The 21,605-nt window shown below is 54.4% G+C and carries 18 protein-coding genes and 1 pseudogene; 15 read left to right on the top strand and 4 right to left on the bottom strand.

Going from position 1 to position 21,605, the window contains the following annotated elements:
• Nucleotides 1-208 precede the first annotated feature (208 nt).
• Both ACTH3S_RS12690 and folE read left to right on the top strand, forming a co-directional pair.
• Nucleotides 209-1,276, top strand: a complete 1,068-nt coding sequence (locus tag ACTH3S_RS12690; RefSeq protein ID WP_441809376.1) for a GGDEF domain-containing protein — start codon at nucleotides 209-211, stop codon at nucleotides 1,274-1,276.
• Between the two features lie 162 nt (nucleotides 1,277-1,438).
• Nucleotides 1,439-2,008: a GTP cyclohydrolase I FolE gene (folE, locus tag ACTH3S_RS12685; protein ID WP_441809375.1), complete on the top strand. Its 570-nt coding sequence runs from the start codon at nucleotides 1,439-1,441 to the stop codon at nucleotides 2,006-2,008.
• Between the two features lie 35 nt (nucleotides 2,009-2,043).
• On the opposite strand, the gene ACTH3S_RS12680 is transcribed toward folE, so the two are convergent.
• Both ACTH3S_RS12680 and ACTH3S_RS12675 read right to left on the bottom strand, forming a co-directional pair.
• Nucleotides 2,044-3,738, bottom strand: a complete 1,695-nt coding sequence (locus ACTH3S_RS12680) for a hypothetical protein (RefSeq protein ID WP_441809374.1) — start codon at nucleotides 3,736-3,738, stop codon at nucleotides 2,044-2,046.
• On the bottom strand, nucleotides 3,735-4,463 hold the full coding sequence (locus ACTH3S_RS12675) for an MBL fold metallo-hydrolase (RefSeq protein ID WP_441809373.1): 729 nt from the start codon (nucleotides 4,461-4,463) through the stop codon (nucleotides 3,735-3,737). Before ACTH3S_RS12675 ends, ACTH3S_RS12680 begins: the two co-directional genes overlap by 4 nt.
• 172 nt (nucleotides 4,464-4,635) lie before the next feature.
• Here ACTH3S_RS12675 and ACTH3S_RS12670 point away from each other — a divergent pair, with 172 nt between their 5' ends.
• The 8 genes from ACTH3S_RS12670 (at nucleotide 4,636) to ACTH3S_RS12635 (ending at nucleotide 15,694) form a co-directional block, all read left to right on the top strand.
• Nucleotides 4,636-5,073, top strand: coding sequence for a CoA-binding protein (locus ACTH3S_RS12670; RefSeq protein ID WP_441809372.1), 438 nt, complete (start codon nucleotides 4,636-4,638; stop codon nucleotides 5,071-5,073).
• A gap of 192 nt (nucleotides 5,074-5,265) precedes the next feature.
• Nucleotides 5,266-7,443 carry a putative bifunctional diguanylate cyclase/phosphodiesterase gene (locus ACTH3S_RS12665; protein WP_441809377.1) on the top strand — a complete coding sequence of 726 codons (2,178 nt, stop codon included), beginning with the start codon at nucleotides 5,266-5,268 and terminating at the stop codon, nucleotides 7,441-7,443.
• Nucleotides 7,444-7,495: 52 nt separating this feature from the next.
• Entirely contained in the window at nucleotides 7,496-7,816 is a 321-nt protein-coding gene (locus ACTH3S_RS12660; RefSeq protein WP_441809371.1) for a hypothetical protein, read from the top strand.
• A gap of 224 nt (nucleotides 7,817-8,040) precedes the next feature.
• A complete protein-coding gene (locus ACTH3S_RS12655; protein WP_441809370.1) occupies nucleotides 8,041-8,472 on the top strand; it encodes a MerR family transcriptional regulator in 432 nt (143 codons plus the stop codon).
• A 6-nt stretch (nucleotides 8,473-8,478) separates the two neighbouring features.
• Nucleotides 8,479-11,112: a heavy metal translocating P-type ATPase gene (locus ACTH3S_RS12650; RefSeq protein ID WP_441809369.1), complete on the top strand. Its 2,634-nt coding sequence runs from the start codon at nucleotides 8,479-8,481 to the stop codon at nucleotides 11,110-11,112.
• Between the two features lie 140 nt (nucleotides 11,113-11,252).
• The gene (locus tag ACTH3S_RS12645) at nucleotides 11,253-11,702 is read left to right on the top strand and encodes a DUF411 domain-containing protein (RefSeq protein ID WP_441809368.1); all 450 of its coding nucleotides are present in this window, start codon (nucleotides 11,253-11,255) and stop codon (nucleotides 11,700-11,702) included.
• A 223-nt stretch (nucleotides 11,703-11,925) separates the two neighbouring features.
• Nucleotides 11,926-13,644 carry a diguanylate cyclase gene (locus ACTH3S_RS12640; RefSeq protein ID WP_441809367.1) on the top strand — a complete coding sequence of 573 codons (1,719 nt, stop codon included), beginning with the start codon at nucleotides 11,926-11,928 and terminating at the stop codon, nucleotides 13,642-13,644.
• 70 nt (nucleotides 13,645-13,714) lie between these two features.
• Complete coding sequence (locus tag ACTH3S_RS12635; protein WP_441809366.1) at nucleotides 13,715-15,694, top strand: ribonuclease R family protein; 1,980 nt, start codon at nucleotides 13,715-13,717, stop codon at nucleotides 15,692-15,694.
• Between the two features lie 19 nt (nucleotides 15,695-15,713).
• On the opposite strand, the gene ACTH3S_RS12630 is transcribed toward ACTH3S_RS12635, so the two are convergent.
• Together ACTH3S_RS12630 and ACTH3S_RS12625 are read right to left on the bottom strand one after the other, a co-directional pair.
• Nucleotides 15,714-16,607, bottom strand: a complete 894-nt coding sequence (locus ACTH3S_RS12630; RefSeq protein ID WP_441809365.1) for an acyltransferase — start codon at nucleotides 16,605-16,607, stop codon at nucleotides 15,714-15,716.
• Nucleotides 16,608-16,631: 24 nt separating this feature from the next.
• Nucleotides 16,632-16,763 carry a hypothetical protein gene (locus ACTH3S_RS12625; protein ID WP_441809364.1) on the bottom strand — a complete coding sequence of 44 codons (132 nt, stop codon included), beginning with the start codon at nucleotides 16,761-16,763 and terminating at the stop codon, nucleotides 16,632-16,634.
• A 10-nt stretch (nucleotides 16,764-16,773) separates the two neighbouring features.
• On the opposite strand from ACTH3S_RS12625, the gene ACTH3S_RS12620 reads away from it, so the two are divergent.
• The 5 genes and pseudogenes from ACTH3S_RS12620 to ACTH3S_RS12600 form a co-directional block, all read left to right on the top strand.
• Nucleotides 16,774-17,925, top strand: a complete 1,152-nt coding sequence (locus tag ACTH3S_RS12620) for an alpha/beta fold hydrolase (RefSeq protein ID WP_441809363.1) — start codon at nucleotides 16,774-16,776, stop codon at nucleotides 17,923-17,925.
• A 48-nt stretch (nucleotides 17,926-17,973) separates the two neighbouring features.
• A complete protein-coding gene (locus ACTH3S_RS12615) occupies nucleotides 17,974-18,885 on the top strand; it encodes a LysR family transcriptional regulator (RefSeq protein WP_441809362.1) in 912 nt (303 codons plus the stop codon).
• Nucleotides 18,886-19,006: 121 nt separating this feature from the next.
• Complete coding sequence (locus ACTH3S_RS12610; RefSeq protein ID WP_441809361.1) at nucleotides 19,007-20,218, top strand: Bcr/CflA family multidrug efflux MFS transporter; 1,212 nt, start codon at nucleotides 19,007-19,009, stop codon at nucleotides 20,216-20,218.
• Between the two features lie 68 nt (nucleotides 20,219-20,286).
• Nucleotides 20,287-20,784 carry a thiol peroxidase gene (gene tpx, locus ACTH3S_RS12605; protein WP_441809360.1) on the top strand — a complete coding sequence of 166 codons (498 nt, stop codon included), beginning with the start codon at nucleotides 20,287-20,289 and terminating at the stop codon, nucleotides 20,782-20,784.
• 289 nt (nucleotides 20,785-21,073) lie between these two features.
• Nucleotides 21,074-21,556: pseudogene (locus ACTH3S_RS12600) on the top strand (MATE family efflux transporter); the annotation flags it as partial.
• Nucleotides 21,557-21,605: the final 49 nt, after the last annotated feature.

Here is a 21,605-nt window from a genome sequence, read left to right as displayed (position 1 = left end):
CATATCAGGTTTCCCGTCAGCGTTTTGTGGAAATGGCAATCGGATCAGATCACGTGCGGATTTTAACGAAGTAGTTATCAAGGGCCAACTGAACAAAACTATTAATGCCAATAAACAAACAGCCAGGCTTTATCAGGCGAATACCCATGCTAAACTTCAGCTTAGGCCCGGTAGCGGGACGGTTCTACTCAGTCAGCAGGAGTATGCTGTGAACACGTTGTCCTCTACCGGTTCCAAATCTACCAACCCGACGCTTGCGGTACTTGGTTTCAAACGGCAGTTAGTCTATCACCTGCACTTTTGGGCCTTCATTGCAGTGGTTCCACTTGTTGTTGTGCAATGGCAACAGCATCATTTCCTGCTCTCGGGCTTGCTAATTCTCTTCTGCGTTAACGCTATTCTGGTGATCGGCCTGTTGCGGTTTCGCGGCACCTACTTTCTGAAAGGTCGGCTCTTTCCGCTGCTTGCCGTGGTTTGTGCCGCCTACTCAACGGCCATTAACGGACACACAGGTCTTTACTGGGCTTACCCCGCTGCGTCGGCTCTATTCTTCCTGTTACCTCTGCGCGAAGCCATTGCCAGCAATATCATCTTTGTGAGTGTTATGGCGGTGGTTTCTTTCATGCAATTTCCAGAAGGTGATTTTTGGCGTATCACTTTCTCACTGGGGTTGAATTGCCTGTTCTCCATGATTTTTGCGTGGTTGGTCGGCAAACTTCAGAATGAACTTACCCGGCTGGCAACCACCGATCCGCTCACCGGATGCCTGAACCGGTCACGATTGGCCGATATTCTGAATAGCCAAATCCAGATGCGAGAACGCTATGGACGGGTCTCTTGCCTGATTTTGTTGGATCTGGATTACTTCAAGCTCGTTAATGATCAGTGGGGACACCTTGCGGGAGATAAGGTGCTGAAAGAGATGACACTACGCCTACGTGCGCGGCTCAGGGAAAGCGACCAGCTTTTTCGCATCGGTGGCGAGGAGTTTATGATCGTGCTGCCGGAAACCAGCCAGCAGGAGGGCAACCTCCTGGCACACCAGCTTCTGGCTAGCATCAGTGCACGACCGTTTCTGGAGAACATCAAAATTACCACCAGTGCCAGTATCGCCGAAGTCAGTAAGGGCGAAACCTGGTCTGTATGGCTGAACCGGGCCGACCAGGCGCTTTATGATGCGAAATCGCTGGGCCGTAATCGGGTAGTCAGCGCGGCGAGTCAACTGGCGCCAGACGGCCAGAGACCGGACGAATTTCCAACCCCTGTTACCAGCTAATGTTATGTGCAGAATTCAAAACCGGTGTTTTCAAAGAGCTTCACCATAAACCGTAGAGATACAGGGCGAATTCACTTAAGCTTTAGCCCTCGCTCAACACCATTGCTCCTTATCATTATTTCTTACTATTACCCTGCACCAATAAAGAGACCGGACAAGACTATGACCAAAATCCTTGACGACCTGACGGGCCACTACCGCGCCATCATCGACGGCCTGGGCGAAAACCCCAGCCGCGAAGGTCTGCAAGACACCCCCAAGCGGGCTGCCAAAGCCATGCAATTCCTCACCAAGGGCTACCAGCAGGATCTTGGCGATCTCGTTAACAACGCGGTGTTCGAATCTGCCATGGACGAGATGGTCGTGGTGCAAGATATCGAGCTATACAGCATGTGCGAGCATCACATGCTGCCGTTTATCGGCAAATGTCACATCGCCTACCTTCCCCAGGGTCGAGTTCTGGGCTTATCCAAATTTGCGCGCATTGTGGATATGTATGCCCGCCGCCTGCAGATTCAGGAAAACCTGACACGCCAGATCGCCGAAGCAGTAGAGAGCGTAACCAACGCCAAAGGCGTTGCAGTGGTTATCGAAGCCCAACACATGTGCATGATGATGCGCGGTGTGCAGAAGCAGAACTCAAAAATGAAAACCTCCATGATGCTGGGGCAGTTCCGTAAATCCCAAGCAACACGAACTGAATTCCTGCAGCTGGTGAGCAACCGCGCCTAGCCTTTCTTGTGGCGCGGCCAGTCTCATCTAGAAAGCTACCTTAGTAGCTTTCGAATATAGGCACCCACCAACACCGTGACAAACAGCACGCCGGTCATCGATTCAAGGGTTACTATCACCGATAGTAGCCCGGTGGCTGTGGCCTCGGGCCAGCTCCCAAAAAAGCTGCTGATAAACGACTGCAAACTCAGCATCGCTGCTTCATTGGGGCGAAAACCAATGAAAAAGTACACCACTGCAAACGCCAACGTCACCAGCAGCGCAGACATCAAGATATTGCGAAACCGAATCCCCCAGCCAAATATGCCGCCAAGCAACCAGCGCTGTAGGCCATGGGACTCCTTGTAGTGCCGCATGTGAAAGAAGGCATGGTCCTCTTCCCGGAGGTGTCCTGTATCTGCCATCCAGTTTTTAAACCGAGTATACGCCTCGGCTAAATGGCGGCGATCCTCTTTGCGAAACTCGGTTAAATGCTCGCGAGCCAGGAGCCCAAATGCCGGTGGTTTGGCAAAACGATTCACCGGACAATCACCATAGAGCAGCCGAATAGGCTCAAACCACGCATGCTGGGCGTGGAAACGGGTAATATCCATGCGCGGCGTGCCTTCCTCGGGGTTTTCCAGTTCTAGCATCCACGCGTGCCCAACCGACGTGCCGGCCAAACTGCAAAAACCTCTGAGGTAACGTCCACTTACGGTCAGGTGACGGCCAATCACCGTGTCTGAAATAATAATGCCTTTGTCTTCGTCGCTGACAGTATGCCCTTCGAGGACAACGTCCTGATCGATTTCACAACAATCTACCAACAGGTGGGCGCAGGTAACGCCCACGAAGGTTAGCGCCGAAATCCGGCTACGGCGGATCTCAAGATCACCGGTCATCTGGTAGCCATCAATCACAATGCCGCCTTCAAAATAATTACGGCTCAGTTTCTCGGCCCGATAACTCTGGCGACCAATAAACACTTGGCCCAGGCTCGGCGCATCATTAACGGGCGTTTCGTCCTGCTTGGCTAACAATTGCACCGGTGCTTCAAACGTACCGTTCAAAGCCAGACATCCCCTGAGAGTCATTTCGTTGAGCCATAGCATGTCATCGCTACCTCGGGTGCCAAACTCCAAGAGCACAGAGCAGGCCTGAACACCACGCAAAGACACGCCCCCGGCACCACTAAAATCACAACCAAAAAACACGCAACTGCCATCAAGAACCGAGGACTTAAGACTGAAGTGATGGCTGAAACGACAGTTTAAAAACCACAAGCTGCCCCGAACCCGCGCGTTCAACCAACGAAAATCCCCGCTTATATGGCAATTCACCAAGATAACAGAACCGTCAATGTCCAGCCCTTCCTGTTCGCAGCCATCCAACAGGGTCACATTAGACACAACAGTGACCTTCTCACTGGATTGGACCACGTCAATAAGCTCTGCCTGGGAACAATGCTGAGGCTCACCAGACGGCACGGCAGGCCCGAATCTTTTCAAGGCCACATCCGGCACCTGACAGGTACCCAATACCTCTCGCACCACGAGCGTCTCGCCATCACGTCGGTCATAACCCAGCCGCAGTTTATAACTTTCACCCACCTGAACCACGGGATAGCCAGCCAGTTGGAAGGGACGCCAGTGGCTGTATGCAACCTGCCCATCCTCAGTTACCAGTACTAAAAACCGCCCGGATTCCCGATCAGACTGAATCACACTGGCGAGGGCTTCAAAGCGACTCACAGAGAAAATTCCTGACCCTGGAAAGCAAAGCCTGCAAACTCCTGCTCCACGTGAGTTCTGTGCTCTTCAAAAAAGTCCTCGTAACTCATCAGATGCATGCGGCTGCGAATGTCTGCCGGATAACTCTCGCAAAGCTCTTGAACTGACGCATGAACCGGGTTCCAGTCGCTCAGGGTTGCATCGTGCAAAATCACTTCAGGTGAAAAACGATTCACCACCTCTGGTATCGCTCGGGTGTCGCCGCTGAACAACAGATGGTCATTAATCATCAGCCCGTAGGAGGGCTTCTCAGGCGTGTGCTGGTTTTGAAAGTGGGTGAGACGAACCCCTTCGAACTCAAACGGCTTATCACCTAACAGAACAACGTCAAAAAAATCAGCTAGCTCAGCTGGCCCTTCCCCAACCTGCCCCATTACGCCTTTGAGCGTGTGCTCCCAAAGCTCTTCGTAGACTCCCGGCGGCAAGTAGAGAGTGGGCTTGAATCCATGCTGAAACCGGCACTCATAGCCGATTCGCTCCAAACCAAAACAATGGTCAGCGTGAACATGGGTTAGAAAAATCGCGTCTATGTCAGATAGCGCCAGTCCACGATCACGCAAGGCAAACTTGATCGTATAGCCTGCATCAATCAGCAAGCGTCGGCCGCCGGCTTCTATCATGGCGTTGTTATTCCAATGATCGATCGCCTCGGAATGTCCAACCCCAAGCATAGTCAGTGCTGCCATCTTTTGTCTCCTTACCTATTCATGCAAACCCGCCATAACGCCGGGGCGGTCAAATTTGATGATCCAACTGGGTGGGCGTATATTCCAAACACAGCCCAGCGTGCGCCACCATGCGCGGCACTGTGGCCAGATGCCAACGATCAGACCACTCCTAAAAAGCAGTGATGGTACCATGCCAACCCAAAACCCAAATTGCATTCGCGACATTCTCACCACCGTTCGCACCATTGCCCTTGTGGGCGCCAGCGAAAAGACCAACCGCCCTTCCCACGAGGTCATGGAGTTCTTACAGCGCCATGGCTTCAGAATTATTCCGGTAAATCCACGCTTAGCGGGCCAGCAGGTTCTGGGCGAGACGGTGTACGCCGATATTGCTTCTCTGCCGGAACCGGTCGATATGGTGGAGCTGTTCCTTGCACCAGAACGTACAGATGCGGTGATTGATCAAGCCATCGAGCTGAAGGTTCCGGTTATCTGGATGCAGATTGGAGTGATCAATGAGACAGGGGCGGCCCGAGCCGAAGCCGCGGGACTGACTGTTGTGATGAATCTCTGCCCGAAGCAGGAGATTCCACGCCTGCATATACCTGCAGTTAGCGCCCGAAAGTGAACCCGAAGGCCACTATGCGCACGCTCTGGGAAGATTGATTTATTATTATCAGGTCGCAGCCGTTACACTGGCATATTGGTTTACTGGTAAACGGAGCACCTCTTGGAGCAATCACCCCAAAACTTCGGGCCCTTAGTCAAGCGGCTGCTACATCCCGTGTTCCCGGTGGTGATCTTTCTTGTATTTCTCGGTATGGCAGCCGGGCTTCGCTACGGCTTGGTTCAGCAGTATACGGGGCAAATACAGTCCAACTTAGAAGGTCAAGCCAAGAGCATGGCCCACTCCCTGGAATGGGAGTTCATGGTGCATGCCGACGCCATTCGGCGAATGGCCAACCGGTTGGCCGCAGACCCACAGACGCCAGAACGTAACTGGCGTGAAGATGCCCGGAATTATCTTGAAGATTTTCGCATTTATCAGGCCATCGAATGGATCGACGCTGACTTTATCATCCGCTGGCTGGAACCACTTACTACCAACGAGAACGTACTCGGCTACAACGCAGCATTGGATAAACAGCGCAGGACAGCGCTGGAGGCTGCTAAGAATTCTGGAAACTACGACGTCTCCGGTGTTGTGGATTTACGCCAGGGCGGCAAAGGTCTTGTAATCTATGCTCCGGTTGGCGCTGGATCCGACAACATTGGTTTCGTTGCCGGAGTGTTCAGAATGGATACACTGGCTCGCCAGATTATGGCCGTCCACGAACCGACGATGTTCCGAATCGAGATCCGCAACAAAGACAATCTGGTTTATACACTGAGCGATTTTGAAGCTGCCAGCGATCTTATGTCTTACACTGTGCCAGTCAATCTTCCCACTCTGGATTGGCAACTAACTATCCAGCCGTCACCCGAATGGGTCAGCAAGCAGCAAAGCCCCTGGCCGTGCTGGACCTTCATCACCATTGTATTTATGGGCCTGCTGACCAGCCTCACAACTCTTTTGCTGCAGCTCATACTCAAGCGCAAGCAAGATCTGTTAATAACCCGCCAGGAACTGGATGAGGAAATTGCGCAACGCAAAACCATTCAACAGGATCTTGTGCGACTCGAATCCACGGACGTTCTCACAGGCCTGGCGAACCGGCGTTTCTTTATGGAGGACCTGGCACATGCGCTAAACGTCGCAGACCGGCAAGTGCGGCAAGTAGCTCTTGTGATGCTGGATCTGGATCGGTTTCAGATGCTGAACGATTCGCTTGGCCATCAGTTTGGTGACGAGTTGCTGGTTCAAGTTGCCGGACGTTTGGATAAGCTCAGCGATGAACGTATTATAGTGGCCTATTCCGGCGGCGACGAATTCATGATCTGCCAGCAGCGTGTGGAGGATATTGACGACGTTATTTATCTTCTGGGGCGAATCAAGCAGTGTTTTGAAGCACCTTTTGTGGTGCAGAACGAAGTTCACAGTGTTACCGCAACCCTAGGCGTTGCCGTGTATCCCCAGAGCGGTTTGGATGCTGATACCCTACTGCGTAACGCCGACATTGCCCTATACCAGGCCAAAGAGCAGGGCCGCAACACTTATCAGTTCTATACCGAGGGTATGCAGGAACGGGAAGTGATGCGACTGGAGCTGGAGAAGGACCTCAGCCAAGCCCTGGCCGGTGATGAGTTTGTACTACACTACCAACCTCAACTAAACCTGTTCAGCGGTGAAGTCACCAGTGTTGAGGCGCTTATTCGTTGGCAACACCCGCGCCGAGGCCTATTACCGCCGGGTGAATTCATTCCACTGGCAGAAGAGAGCGGCCGGATAACCGATATTGGTCACTGGGTGGTCATGGCCGCCTGCCGGCAACTGGCCGCATGGAAAGGCACCCGCTTCGAAAACGTTCGAGTCGCCGTAAACTTATCCGGGCGGGAGCTAGACGACGAAAGCCTGGTTGAACGTATACGCAAGGCTCTGGATACGGAAGGTATCCCCCCTGACCGACTTGAGGTGGAACTGACTGAAGAAATTTTCATTCAGAACATTGAACACAACCTGGGGCAACTGTCGCGCTTGCATGACCTTGGAGTGCATCTGGCTATTGATGATTTCGGGGTCGGCTATTCTTCTTTGGCGTACCTAAGAGACTTCCCGGTGGATCTTCTGAAAATCGACCGTTCGTTTATTACCGAGGTCACCGAGCGCCATGATGATGCTGTGATCACGCGGGCGGTGATTAATCTGGCCCATAACCTTGGTTTGCGGGTAGTTGCAGAGGGTGTGGAGACAAAAGCACAACTAAACTTCCTCAAGAACCACCACTGCGATCTGGCTCAGGGTTATTTGATTAGCCGCCCTATTCCAGCGGCAGAACTGGAACGTGCGCTGACTAGCGGTGCTTTTGAGAAGGCCATAACGGCTGACTTGGAGTTATAATCGCCATCCGTCAGCTCCAACATCAATATTGTGTTTTTTCAGGTGAGATTTTATGGCCGCGGGTTATCTAACGCAGGAACAAGACAGCAAGCTTCGCCGGTGGGAGCGCTGGAACAGGAATTATTTCTTGTTCGCTTTTGTGGCTCTGATTATTACTTTGGTTTTCAGTAGCCAGCTTGGGCTTTCCAGCGGCGATGACTGGGGGTCACTGGGGATTATTCTTGTGGCTCTGGTTGCGCCTATTATTGTTTTGCAGCTGCGTCTAGCGTGCCCAGCCTGCGGCAAGAAGATTGGCTGGCAGGCTAAGTTAATGGCGCCGGATCAATGTAATCACTGCAATACCTTCCTTCGGGCGAAAAGCGCCTCTTCCTGAAAACCTTTGACCTGTGAGTTGGTCATAGGTTTTAGGCTATCCTTAAGCTTTAAACACTCTCGGCTGTCCTGCTTTGGTGATGGCCGCGGCGGTGTGTGGGGCTTGTCCGAAAACCGCTGTGAATACGTCCATGTACGCTTGCTCTCCGCCTTCCCTGGCTCCGAGCATTTTCGGACAAGCCCCACACACCACCGCTCATTAACAATTGGCGGATGCTGCTGGATATGAAAGTTAAAGAAATTGCTACGTCTGCTGGAGTGAGTCCGGACACGGTGCGCTTTTACACACGGGAGGGGCTACTCAAACCTTCCCGGAACCCGGCTAACAACTATCAGCAATATGGCTCTGAGGACCTTCGGCGGCTGCGTTTTGCCCGTAAGGCCCGCCAGCTGGGGTTTTCGTTGCCGGAGGTTCGGCAGATTCTGGATCAGGCGGATGAGCATCATTCACCCTGCCCGATGGTTCGGGATGTGTTTCAGCAACGGCTGGCGGTGGTGGAGCAGGAAATTCACGAGTTAGAGCAGTTGCGTAAGCGTATGAAGACAGCGCTGGCTGCTTGGCAGGATATGCCAGACGGCACACCGGATGGCCATACCATTTGCCGATTGATTGAACACTGGGACGACAGCAAACCCGGTAAGCAGGTTGAGGAGTAAATCAGAATGAGCGACACACCTGTACTGCACACCACTCTCAGCATTTCTGGCGCCACCTGTCAGGGCTGCGCGAAGAAGATCCGCAATGCGCTGAAACCGCTAACCGGTGATACCGATCTGATAGAAGTGGATATTGAAGATCAGACAGTGGCACTGCCGGAAGGCATTGATGCCACGGAAGCGGCTCGGATTGTAACGGAGACCGGATATCCAGCAAAGCCGGTAACGGAAACAGAAAAGCCCGCTAGCAGCTGTTCTTTCAAGTCTGAAAAGTCAGGCACAAGTATTGATAAAACGACTGAAGACAAGAGCGATCAGCACAATACTCCAAAAGCCACATCTGAACAGTCGACAGCTCCGGCTCAAAGCGACGATCAAGTGCACTTAGCGGTAACTGGCGCCACCTGCGCCTCCTGCGTAAACACCATCGAGAAGGCGTTGAAGTCAGTGTCCGGCGTTACCCACGCTCACATGAACCTGGCGGACAATACGGCCACAGCAACCGGTGCAGCCGCCCCACAAGCTTTGATTCAGGCGGTGGAAAGCTCCGGTTACGGCGCCAGTGTGATTGAAGACGCAGATGCCGCAGACGATCAGAAGCAGGAAAAGGACAAAAAACAGTACAAAACCCTGCTGGTAAAAATGGCGATCAGTCTGGGCCTGGGTGTTGGCCTGATGGTCTGGGGCATGGGGTTTGGCTCCATGACAGTGAGCGACGCTAACCAGAGCACGTGGCTTGGATTGGGCCTGCTCACGTTAATCGTTATGGCCGGCACGGGCGGGCATTTTTATGTCGGCGCCTGGAAGGCTTTCCGCCATCACAACGCCAATATGGACACGCTGATTGCGCTTGGCACAGGTACCGCCTGGCTGTACTCCATGACGGTGACCAGTATCCCCGACGCGTTACCGGAGATGGCACGGCATGTGTATTTTGAAGCCTCAGCCATGATTATCGGTTTGATCAACCTGGGTCAGGCGCTGGAACTGCGGGCCAAAGGCAAAACCTCCGAGGCGGTGCGCCGGCTACTGGACTTGCGCGCAAAAACTGCCCGGGTGATTCGTGACGGGCAGGAGCAAGACATTCCGGTGGAGGATGTGCGCAAGGGCGATCACATTCGCGTTCGCCCAGGTGAAAAACTGCCGGTGGACGGGAAGATTGTCGAGGGCAGCACCCGCATTGATGAAAGCATGCTCACCGGTGAGCCCATGCCCGCGAGCAAAGCGGCAGGCGATGAGGTTTCCGCCGGCACATTGAACACCCACGGCGGGATTGTTTACGAGGCAACCCGGGTGGGCAGTGAAACCGCGCTGGCGCAGATTATCCGCCTGGTGAAAAAAGCCCAGGGTTCAAAGCCGGCCATTGGTCGGCTGGCAGATAAAATATCGTCGGTGTTTGTACCCAGCGTTATGCTGATTGCCGTCGCCGCCGCGTTGGTTTGGTACAACCTGGGGCCCGAGCCTGCGGTGGTACACATGATGGTGGCGGCTACCACGGTGCTGATCATCGCCTGCCCTTGCGCCCTAGGCCTGGCCACGCCTATGTCGGTGATGGTGGGTGTTGGCAAGGCGGCAGAATACGGTGCGCTGATTCGCCAGGGTGACGCCCTGCAAACCGCCGGTAAACTGGATTTAGTGATTCTCGACAAAACCGGCACCATCACCGAGGGCCATCCGGCTGTCACCAGTGTGCATACAGCAGGGGGCAGCGACGAAAGTGCGTTGCTGGCGCTGGCTGCGGGCCTGGAGCAGCACTCCGAACACCCGTTGGCAGAAGCCATTGTTAATAAAGCCAAAGAGCAAAACGCACAGCCACTCAAAGTCACCGGTTTTGAAGCCTTGAACGGTAAAGGTGTAGCCGGCGAATATGACGGCGACACCATCCGCTTGGGCAACCGCCGCTGGCTGGAAGCCGAAGGGCTGTCGTTGAGCAATCTTGGCGATGCAGAAAAGACCATTACCGAAGAAGCCGGCACCCCGTTGTTTTTGGCCAGAGGCACCGAGGTGCTTGGTGTTATCGGCGTGGCCGACGCCATCAAAGCCGACTCCCAAGCGGCCATCCGGCGCCTGCACGATGCCGGCATCAAGGTGATGATGGTTACCGGTGATATCGACGCCACCGCCAAAGCCATATCTGCCAAAACCGGCATAGACGACTACCGCGCCGAAGTTCTGCCAGAAGATAAAGCCGACGTGGTGAATGAAATGCGCGGCAAAGGCTACACCGTGGCTATGGTGGGGGACGGCATAAACGACGCACCCGCACTGGCCGCCGCCGATGTGGGCTTCGCCATAGGCACAGGCACAGACGTCGCCATCGAAAGCGCCGCCATTACCTTGATGCGCGGCTCCCTGCATGGCGTGCCCGATGCCATCGAAATTTCCCGGGCAACGGTGAAGAACATTCACCAGAACCTCTTCGGTGCCTTTGCCTATAACAGCCTGGGCATTCCCATCGCCGCAGGCCTGCTGTACCCCATCTGGGGCATATTGATGAGCCCGATTCTGGCCGGCGCAGCTATGTCGCTGTCTTCAGTAACCGTTGTTACCAACGCCAATCGGCTGCGTCTGTTCAAAACCAGTCGCAAAACTGATCCCGATTACGCCCACAACCAAAAACCAAACGAGGAGCGGAACTGATGCAAACGTTACTGGTCAATGCAGGCGGCCTGGCACTAATGGCCGCCGTCGTCTGGTGGTTCTGGCTTTCATCGTCAGATACCGATACCCCTGAGCAAGACCACAGCCATCACTGAACTCAGCTTAAAGAGCACACAACCATGAAAAAACAGATTCTCGGGTTAGCCCTCACCGCCACACTCGGCTTCAGCACCCCTTTATTGGCGGCAGGCGTGGCCCAGAGTATCCACGTGTACAAATCGCCCACATGCACCTGCTGCACAGCCTGGATCGACCATCTGGAAAGCAACGGCTTTGATGTGGAATCCACCGATACCCAGAATATGAACCGCATCAAAATCGACGCAGGACTCACCCGCAACCTGGCAAGCTGCCATACCGCGTTTGTCGGTGATTACGTAATCGAAGGTCACGTGCCGGCTGAAGACATTCGCCAGCTGATCGCCAACGCCCCGAAAGCCCGCGGCCTGGCAGTTCCTGGTATGCCCGCTGGCTCACCCGGCATGGAAATGGGCGACCGCAAAGATCACTATGAAGTGCTGATGTTCAACGATAAAGGCCAAACCAAAGTGTTTTCAGAGCACAACTAGGTAGCACTCTGGCCGAACGGGTTCACGGCCGTGCCTTGGCGCCGCTTGCGCCTGATTTTCAAGTGAAACGGGCACCTTTAGGGTGCCGGTTTTACTTTGTTTTATTCGAGACTTGATCAATTCCTCGCTTTAGCCGCATTCTTTGCTACACACCCGCCAGCCCGTGTTCTATGATTGGTCTCGCCCCCCGACCCTCTACCCTCGAACATGGAGACGGAGCTTCTTGCGCCTTAAAACCCGGTTTCTCAGCATTGCCGCTGGCCTGATCATCGTTGCGGCATGTGCATCTTGGCTGGCCTATCGGGAGCTGTCCGCCGACCTGATTGAACGCTGGGGGCGTCAGGTGGCAGAGATACAGGTACGCTACGACAGCGCCCGCCTACTGCAATCCCTGGAGCGCGAAATCGGCCTGGCCAAACAAATGGCCGACTCCACTGCACTCGCCAACTGGGCGGCCAATCCAAGTAACGAAACCCTCGAAACCGATGCCATACGTGAAATGGAGAGTTTTCGCGCCAACTTCCGCGATAACAGCTACTTTGTCGCCCTTAGAGAAAGTGGCCGATACTACTACAACAATGAACGCAACGAATTTTCCGGCAAGCAATTCCGATATATTCTAGATTCCGAGAAGCCCGCCGACGCTTGGTTTTATCAGCTGATTGAAGAAGGCAGAGACTTTCACCTCAACGTGAACCCAGATACGGAACTGGGCGTGACCAAACTCTGGATCGACGTGCTGATGCGCAACTCTGCAAAAGAGATTGTAGGTATGGTCGGAACCGGCCTGAACCTAGACACTTTCCTGCAGGACATTGTGGATATCAACCAGGAAGGCATCACCACTTTGTTTGTCGATTACGGTGGAGCCATACAACTATACCGCGACCGCAACTACATTGATTTTGCCAGCGTTATCAAACCCGAAGGCCAGAAAAACACCGTCGATTTGCTGTTTGATGCCCCCGAAGACAAACAGAAAATTCTTGGCATGCTGCAATTGCTGAAGAAAAGCTCTGGCAAGGGAGGTCATGTCGAGAGTGGTTTCGTTACCATCGATGGTAGAGAGCACTTGGCCGGAGTGGCCTTTCTACCCGCTATTGGCTGGTTTGAAATAACCCTGCTTGATCTGAATACGCTGTTGCCTAAAAGCTACCTATGGCCTTTAGTGGCTGTATTTATTTCCAGCCTCATGATCACACTGATTGTATTCCACCTCATCATCCAGTCGCGCATCGTAAAACCCATCGTTGGGCTGGAAGAGGCGGTTGAGAAGGTTCGCAGCGGCAGTTTTATTCTGCCTCGTTTGGACAAGCCAGATAATGAGATCGGCCGGCTTGCCGACCACTTTGAAAAAATGACTGAGAGCCTGAGAGATTCTACCCGGGAACTGGAAAACAAAGTTACCCAACGCACCGACGAACTGAACCGCCTGGCTCGTGTAGACCCGCTCACAAGCCTGAAAAACCGCAGAGGGCTGGACGAGGCACTAGACGAAGAAGTTCAGCGCGCAGAGAGGCAAGACACAGGCTTTGGCCTAATCTGGCTGGATATCGACCACTTCAAATCGATCAACGACCAGTTTGGTCATCAGGCCGGTGACGAAATCCTCTGCCGTGTTGCTCTGTGGTTGAAGGCCAGCCTTCGCCCCTACGACCACCCAGGTCGCTGGGGCGGCGATGAATTTGTCACACTGCTCTCACCCTGCGACCCAGCCACGCTCGAACTCATTGCCACACGCATTCGAGATAGCGTTGAGCAGGAAAGCCGCAAAACCGGCACTCCGGTAACGGTTAGTGTTGGCGGCTATTTTTCAAAGCCAGGCGACAGCACAGATACGATTCTGCGAAATGCAGACAAGGCCTTGTACCGCGCCAAGAACGAAGGCCGCAACCGCGTGTGTATCAAGGCGCCAGAAAATACCGAAATTAACCACGCGTAAGGGGTCTGACTCATACCGCGTAAACCGTTATACTTCGCTCCATCATTCATTTTTTCAGCTAGGTTCACCCATGTTCAATGCCGACGCTCTCAACCAGTTGCGCCAGCTAAAGACCGATATTGAGGAAAGCAAAGTCGTTTTCCCAGGCAAGGTTAAAGCCACCAACGGCCGCTTCGGATTCGTCACACTGGATGAAGGCCGGGACGTTTTTCTACCACCGGAAGAAATGCAGAAAGTGCTTCCAGGTGACCGGGTTAATGTTACCGAACAGGAAGTAGACAAAGGCAAGACCCAGGGCGTTGTAGACGAGCTTTTAGAGAGCCGGCTGAGCACCTTTGTTGGGCGTTACTTAGTAAAAGGTAAAGGGCATTTTGTGGTGCCGGAAACCCCGGGCATCAATCGCTGGATTTTTATTCCGCCCAAAGAGCGCATGAATGCGCAGCCCGACGATTATCTGTACTGCTGCATACACAAGCACCCCATCAAAGACGGCAAGGGCCAGGCAAAGGTTCTCCGGGTCATTGGCAAAGCAGGCGAACCCGGGATAGAGCGGGCCCTTACCCTAGCCACCTTCGACCTGGCAGATTCGTGGCCAGCATCCGTTTTAGCACAAGCAGATAGCCTGAACGAAACAGCCATCGAAGCCTGCGAGGCCGCACGAGAAGACCGTACCGATCGCGCCTACGTGACGATCGATAGCCCAGCTACTCAGGATATGGACGACGCTCTACTGGCTGAACCCAATGCAACCGGCTGGTCGTTGTCCGTTGCCATCGCCGACCCGTCTGCACTCATTGAGCCCGAAAGCGCGGCAGAGCTCGAAGCCTTCAACCGGGCGACTGCTATTTATTTCCCGGGTGAACCCTTGCCCATGCTACCCGACAGCATCAGCACCCGGCTGTGCTCGCTGATGCCAGACATGAATCGCCTGGCTCTGGTATGCGACTTACAAGTCAATAACGATGGCAGTCTGGGCGATTACAGCTTCCACCAAGCGGTTATTCGCTCCCGGGGCAAACTCAGTTACGATTTGGTGTCCAACCTGATTGAAGGACGCGAAGACGAAGACATCAAAGCCTTGCCAGATTCCGTTGCCAACAGTTTGGATCAGCTCCACCAGGTAGCAACCGCCCTGCGCAAATGGCGCAGTGAACACGCGCTGCTAAGCGGCGATCGGCCCGAATTCCGGCTCAGGCTAGACGAAAATCGGCGCATTCGTGCCATCGAACCTTCGGTACAAAACGAGGCCCACCGTCTGGTAGAAGAATGCATGGTTGTGGCCAACCGCTGTGCTGCAGACTTTCTGGCTCAACAACCGTCTGGCCTGTTTATTCAGCACCCGGGTTTTCGTGACGACCGTGCAGACAATACCCGAGCGCTTATTGAAGGCTATGCGCCTCACCTTGCGGATCTTGACCCCAGCACCCCAGATGGCTTCCGGGAACTGATGAAACAGACCACAGATCTGGAAGCAGACGTGCCGGTGAAGGTGATCCTTTCACGCCAACTCGCTCGTGCAGAGCTGGCTTTCACTGCCGCGCCCCACCAGGGCATGGGGCTTAACGCCTACACCACGTTCACATCGCCTCTGCGTAAGTATTCCGACCTCTACGTTCACCGGGTGATCAAAGCCGCCCTGTGGGATACCCCCATGAAGGCGCTCGATGGCGACAAATTGCTGGCACTTCAGAACACCCAGATCAAAGCTCGGCAGGCAGCCAACAGCTTAGAAAGCTGGCTTCGGAGCGACTTTGCGAAAACCCTGGGCGAGGAGCCTATGGACGGTGTTATCAGCCGAACCATTCCCGCCGGCTTTTTCGTGCGACTGGACGTAAACGGCCTAGAAGGGTTTGTCAGCTGTAAGACGCTCAACGGAAAGTACAGCTTCGATCCGGTGACCCTGCGCCTGACACACAACAAAAACGGCCGAATTTTCCAGCTGGAACAGCCCGTTAAGGTTAGCTTTGCAGGAGTAGAAGAAGAGCGCCGGCAGATTAACTTTAAATTGGTGGAAGCTGGTGCGAAGGAGAACGACGACAGCAAAAGCTGACGTCGTTCTCGAATGCTGCCTACGGGCGGAGCATGTTTTCCAAGCGGGCATCCTTGGCCTGCCACTGCTCTGCCAGCCAGTTTTTCGTGTTGCGTCTGTGTTCCGCATCGGTGGAGTAATCGCGCCCCTTCAGGTGCTCGGGAATCGTGACTGTGTGAATTTCCATTTTCACTTCGCTCACCCGGCCGCACATGAAATCCCAGAACGAGGGTGCGCCGCCAGGATAGGCAATGGTTACATCGACCAGAGTCTGAATTGAGTCACCCATGGTGTCCAGAACGAACGCCGCGCCGCCGGCTTTCGGTGTCAACAAGTGGGTATAGCGGGATTTTTGCTTGTCGTGTTTAGCTTGGGTAAACCTTGTGCCTTCCACAAAGTTCATCACGCTCACCGGCGTATAGCGAAATTTTTCGCACGCCCGGCGGGTTGCGCTCAAATCCTCACCGCGCTTTTCCGGATGCTTAATCAGGTACTCCCGCGTGTAACGCTTCATGAAGGGGAAATCGAGCCCCCACCAGGCAAGGCCAATGACCGGTACCCAGATAAGCTGCTGCTTCAGAAAAAACTTCAGAAATGGCGCGCGGCGATTGAACACCCGCTGCATGGCGAAAATATCCACCCAGCTCTGATGATTGCTAAGCACCAGATACCAGCTTTCACGACGGAGGTTCTCGGCACCGGTAATCTGCCATTGCGTGCCATGAGTAAGCTTCATCCAGCCGGTATTGCAAGCCACCCAAGACTCGGAAATCCAGATAATCACTCGGGTGCACAGAACCCGGAAACCTTTGTGGGGGATAATGAGCTTCAGCAAAGCTGGAATATAGAGCAACAAACACCAAAAAAGCGTGTTGATTCCGAGCAAAATGGAGTTGAGTACGCCAATAACGGGAGCAGGTAGAAAGCTGAGCATGCGGAGCCTGTTGTGATTGTTTAGTCAGTGGTGGGCAATCATACCAAGCAGCAAAGGCGATGGGCAGTGGCTGATTGTGACCTCATTGCCATCGGCAAATGACAGCCTTGCCATAGCGCTATCTCGCGCCGCAAGATAGCCTCGATTCTTTATCATGGATTTTTCGATGTCTGATCTTATTAAAGCCGCTACTGAGAAGGCTGCGGGGCTGGCTCAACAAACAACCCGCTATGCCGGAAATGCCTTTGATAGAGTATTCCGTGCGGCCAGCTTAGTGCAGGCAGGGCAAACGCCTTTTGAAACACTTCATTCAGACGAGTTGATCAGCCTGCGCTATTACCCGCCGTTGCAGGAAGATTTCATCGAATTGGATGGCATCACCATTCCGGTCGAACGCAAAAACCACCGCACCCCCGTAGTGATTGTTCCGCCACTCGCGGTGAACATGCTCATTTATGATCTTTTCCCCCAGCGCAGCCTGGTGCGGTTTCTGCGCGCGAAGGGTTTTGAGGTGTATCTTGTTGATTGGGGCAAGCCAACCCGGGCACACAGCCACTATAACTTTCACACTTATCTAACAGACTTGCTGCCGGCCTGCCTCAACCAGGTACGGGTACACAGTGGCGAGCAGGAGTTAACACTGCACGGCTGGAGCTTGGGCGGCATGTTCACGCTGTTTTATTCAGCCCTGAGCAAAGACCAGCATGTTCGCAACGCGATTATTCTGGGAGCCCCCATAGACAGCCATGCATCCGGCATATTGGGCTTTTTGAGCCAAGGCTTGGGCAGCGCAGCGGATTTTGTTCACAAGCACACCGGCCATCAAGTGCACGATCTCCGGCCGCACTGGTTCCACAGCCCTGGCTGGCTTAATACGATTGGCTTCAAATTGACCAACCCTATCGGCAGTGTGATGGGCTATTGGGAGCTGGTTATACGGTTGGGTGACCGGGAGTTTGTCTCAAACCATGCCACCACCGCCGCCTTCCTCGATCGTATGGTGGCCTACCCCGGCGGCATTGTGCAGGACACGGTGGTGCGCATTTGGATGGGCAATGAACTGTCCCAGGGCACGGTGCAAATTGGCGATGATAAAGTTCGCCTCAACAATATCAGCGCCAACATTTTTGCTATCGCGGGCAGCGAAGACACCATGGTAACCCCGGGATCTGCAAAGCGTCTGATGGATCATGTTAGCTCGGAGGACAAGACTTTTCGTGTCACCCACGGTGGGCACATGGGTATTCTGTCTGGCAGTAAAGCACCCAGAGAAAGCTGGCTAGAAATGGCTGAGTGGCTGGCTGAGCGTTCAGATTAAGCCCGCACTTGGTTCCGAGACTGGCCGTTCTGGATTACACTGTCATCCATGAACCTTATTGATACATTCAATCTTGATATTCGCGCGCTCCACGCCTTCGTGACCGTTCTCGACGAAGGCAGCGTGTCCCGTGCGGCAGTCAAGCTTGGGGTAAGCCAATCAGCAGTCAGTCACACCCTGGAGCGCTTACGCAATGCCCTTGGTGACCCCCTGTTCGTCAAATCTGGGCGTGGCATTGCGCCTACCCAATATGCGCTTCAAGCCGGGCCTCACATTCGTCAGATTCTCGACGACATGCACTCGCTGGCATCTGGCCCGGCTTTCGTGCCGGAAACCACGGAGCTCACCTTCACCGTGGCCGCCAACGACTACGAGCGTGACCTACTGCTACCTAAGCTAATGCAGCGCCTACGCCAACAGGCACCGGGCATGTTGCTGCAAGTGATTCCATCGGGCATTCCCACCGCTGACATGCTACGCAAAGACGTGTGTGATTTGATTCTCTCCCCCCACGCGCCAGAAGCCACCGACGTGATGCAACGGGGCCTGATGGCCGATCGTATGGTGGTTTTTTACGATCCCAGCCAGCGCCAAGCGCCAGAAAGCGTACCCGATTATCTGGAGGCCGATCACATCGCCTTAGTGTTCGCTCGTGGCGAGAAGCCCGCCCTTGAAGCCAGCCTTTCCGCCAGCGGATTCACCCGCCGCAACGTCATCACGGTGTCCAACTTTTCCGGCCTACCGGAATTCCTCCGGGGTACAGACATGCTGGTTACCGCGCCTGAGCGCATGAGCAAACACTTACTTCGAGACTTTTCCTGGGTACCCTTACCGTTCACTTTCAAGCCGTTCACCCTGTTGATGGTATGGCACCGCCGCAACCAAAACGACTCTTCCCACCGCTGGTTGCGTAACCAAGTAAACGCGGTCGCAGCCACCATGAACGGCCTGAACGAGTAACCTATCAATTTTACTCATATATCCTATGAGCAACGCCCCTGTTATTTTTTCGCAAGGCAGCCCCTAGAATCTCCTCCAAAGCTCACCCCACACCCGCTACTCTCAGATATCTGGACAATTAATGCTCGCACTCACCAGTATATGGACAACCATACTGCTCGCCGCCGCCGTGGCACTGGGGCCGCTGGCCACAGATATGTACCTGCCGGCGCTACCACAGATAGGCAGTGATTTTGGCAGCGGCACCAGCCAGGTTCAGCTAACCCTGAGCCTGTACATGGCTGGCTTCGCCATTGCGCAACTGGTGTGTGGCCCTCTGGCTGACAGATTTGGCCGCAAGCCGATCATGATCGGCGGTTTTGTGGTGTTTGCTGCGGCCAGCGTTGGGTGCGCTCTTGCCAGCAATATCGAAACTCTAATTCTGTGCCGTTTTTTGCAAGCGCTTGGCGGGTCAGCGGGCCCCGTGTTGGGTCGGGCCGCCATTCGAGATATCTATACTCCTCGCGAGGCGGCAAAAATCATGGCACTACTGGCCAGCATCATGGCCTTAGCGCCAGCAGTGGCACCCACTCTCGGTGGTTTAATGGTTGCCGGTTTGGGCTGGCACTCTATTTTTCTCGTGCTAGCAGGCTATTCGCTGATCATGGCAGTGGTGGTCACCTTCGGCATCCCGGAGCCCATGCGCCCGGAATACCGCCAACCCCTGAAACTGCGCAGCCTGTTGCGGAACTATCGCGCCATAGCAACCGACGTCAGCTTTCTTGGCTACACCCTGACCAACGCGTTGCTGTTCTCAGGGCTGTTTGCGTTTTTGTCCGGTTCCTCATTCGTGCTCATTGATTTCCTAGAAGTACCGCCACAAAAATTTGGCCTATATTTCGCCGGCATTGTTATCGGCTACGTAACCGGCAACCTCGCCGCAATCCGCCTTGGCAGTCGCCTGGTGCCGGATCAAATTCTCGTTCGCGGCCTGTTCATTGCGGTTGCTGCCGGTGGCCTGATGGCGGCTCTGGCATTGGCAGGCGTATTCAGCGTGTGGGCTGTCATACTGCCTCAAGCACTGTTTATGGCAGGTACGGGCATGGTTATGCCCCAAACCATGGCGGGCGCCATGGCCAACTTCCCGCGCATGGCCGGTTCAGCTTCAGCCCTGTTCGGCTTTGCCCAAATGGCCGTTGCAGCCTGCGCCGGCATGCTCGTGGGCCACCTGCATGACGGCACCTCACTAGTCATGGCGGCCATCATTGCCATCTGCGCTGTTTGCTCCCTTGCCAGCTATCTGATTTTGGTTCAACGCCATCCGGCTCCCGGATTTGAGCCACAGGCAAGTTGAAACCTCATCAAAATGATCTAAAAAGAGTATGCTGGTTTCGAACATTTACGGACAACAAGGAGCAAACCATGAGCAAAGTTACCCTAGACGGCAATCCCATTGAAGTGAGCGGCAAGTTTCCACAAAACGGCGACACCGCACCGGCCTTTACCCTGACCAGCAGCGGCCTGGAAGAAGTAAAACTCGACAACTGGGCGGGAAAGCGCAAAATCCTGAACATCATCCCCAGCATCGACACCGGCGTGTGCGCCGCATCTACCCGTAAATTCAACGAAAAAGCCGGCGCGCTGGATAACACCGTCGTTCTTGTTATTTCCGCCGACCTGCCTTTCGCAGCAGCCAGATTCTGCGGCGCAGAAGGCTTGGATAACGTCAGCACGCTCTCCACTTTCCGGAACCCAAGCTTCCAGAAAGACTATGGCGTAGCCATGCAAGACGGCCCGCTGGCCGGACTTTGCAGCCGCTCTGTCGTGGTTCTGGATGAAGACAACAAGGTTATTCATAGCCAGCTCGTTAACGAAATCAAAGACGAGCCAGACTACGAAGCAGCCCTGAAGGCTCTCTGAGGTTAAAACGACCCTCAGCTTGATAGCGAGCTGAACAGGCGACACCTTAAGCCGGAGCCTTGCGGGCGAATCAGCCTCCCCAGACTGTGCATTGCCAGAGATGGCAATGCCAAGCCCCCCAAGGACGGGTTCACGGCGTGTCTGGGGAGGCTGATTCGCCCGCAAGGCCCACCACAAACCCCGAAGACAAACCTGTTAAACTCGCACACCCAATCAAAGACGAAGGCACTACCCCCAACCCGTGAGCAATACCTCCCAAAACGCCAGCCTACCCCGCCAGCTCTACACCATGACCTGGCCAATGTTGTTTGGTGCACTTTCGCTGATGACATTCCAGCTTGTAGACAGTGCCTTTATCGGCCAACTCGGCCGTGATCCGCTGGCAGCGCTTGGTTTCACCCTCCCCATGCAGCAACTCATCATCGGCTTGCAGGTGGGCTTGGGTATCGCAACCACAGCCATTATTTCTCGAACCTTGGGTTCGGGTGACGAGCTTCGGGCCTTTCGTTTGGGGGGCTTGGTTATTACGGTGGGCAGCACACTGGTGTTCGTGTTGTGCGTCAGCTTATGGTTACTGCAAAGCCCCATCATGGGTGCGTTAGGAGCCGACGACACCCTGCTCCCCCTGGTTCGTAGTTACTGGGTGCCTTGGCTGCTCTCTGCCTGGATAGGCGCGCTCCTGTATTTCGGCTACAGCATTTGCCGCTCCCATGGCGACACCAAGCTACCCGGCTACATGATGGTAGCCACCAGCCTCGCCAATATCGCGCTAGCAGCCTGTCGGACTTGCACCTGACAGACAGCGTTTAAAGTGATCTTGT

The sequence above is a fragment of the Marinobacter sp. genome (assembly GCF_052094685.1).
Lineage (GTDB): Bacteria > Pseudomonadota > Gammaproteobacteria > Pseudomonadales > Oleiphilaceae > Marinobacter.
This window is presented reverse-complemented; position numbering and strand designations above follow the sequence as displayed.

What these genes read in the sequence shown, in the direction of transcription:
- folE (WP_441809375.1), top strand. Translation starts at nt 1,439, where the DNA reads ATGACCAAAATCCTTGACGACCTGACGGGCCACTACCGCGCCATCATC.
- ACTH3S_RS12675 (WP_441809373.1), bottom strand. Translation starts at nt 4,463, where the DNA reads ATGGCAGCACTGACTATGCTTGGGGTTGGACATTCCGAGGCGATCGAT.
- ACTH3S_RS12670 (WP_441809372.1), top strand. Translation starts at nt 4,636, where the DNA reads ATGCCAACCCAAAACCCAAATTGCATTCGCGACATTCTCACCACCGTT.
- ACTH3S_RS12665 (WP_441809377.1), top strand. Translation starts at nt 5,266, where the DNA reads ATGGCAGCCGGGCTTCGCTACGGCTTGGTTCAGCAGTATACGGGGCAA.
- ACTH3S_RS12660 (WP_441809371.1), top strand. Translation starts at nt 7,496, where the DNA reads ATGGCCGCGGGTTATCTAACGCAGGAACAAGACAGCAAGCTTCGCCGG.
- ACTH3S_RS12655 (WP_441809370.1), top strand. Translation starts at nt 8,041, where the DNA reads ATGAAAGTTAAAGAAATTGCTACGTCTGCTGGAGTGAGTCCGGACACG.
- ACTH3S_RS12650 (WP_441809369.1), top strand. Translation starts at nt 8,479, where the DNA reads ATGAGCGACACACCTGTACTGCACACCACTCTCAGCATTTCTGGCGCC.
- ACTH3S_RS12645 (WP_441809368.1), top strand. Translation starts at nt 11,253, where the DNA reads ATGAAAAAACAGATTCTCGGGTTAGCCCTCACCGCCACACTCGGCTTC.
- ACTH3S_RS12635 (WP_441809366.1), top strand. Translation starts at nt 13,715, where the DNA reads ATGTTCAATGCCGACGCTCTCAACCAGTTGCGCCAGCTAAAGACCGAT.
- ACTH3S_RS12630 (WP_441809365.1), bottom strand. Translation starts at nt 16,607, where the DNA reads ATGCTCAGCTTTCTACCTGCTCCCGTTATTGGCGTACTCAACTCCATT.
- ACTH3S_RS12625 (WP_441809364.1), bottom strand. Translation starts at nt 16,763, where the DNA reads ATGATAAAGAATCGAGGCTATCTTGCGGCGCGAGATAGCGCTATGGCA.
- ACTH3S_RS12620 (WP_441809363.1), top strand. Translation starts at nt 16,774, where the DNA reads ATGTCTGATCTTATTAAAGCCGCTACTGAGAAGGCTGCGGGGCTGGCT.
- ACTH3S_RS12615 (WP_441809362.1), top strand. Translation starts at nt 17,974, where the DNA reads ATGAACCTTATTGATACATTCAATCTTGATATTCGCGCGCTCCACGCC.
- ACTH3S_RS12610 (WP_441809361.1), top strand. Translation starts at nt 19,007, where the DNA reads ATGCTCGCACTCACCAGTATATGGACAACCATACTGCTCGCCGCCGCC.
- tpx (WP_441809360.1), top strand. Translation starts at nt 20,287, where the DNA reads ATGAGCAAAGTTACCCTAGACGGCAATCCCATTGAAGTGAGCGGCAAG.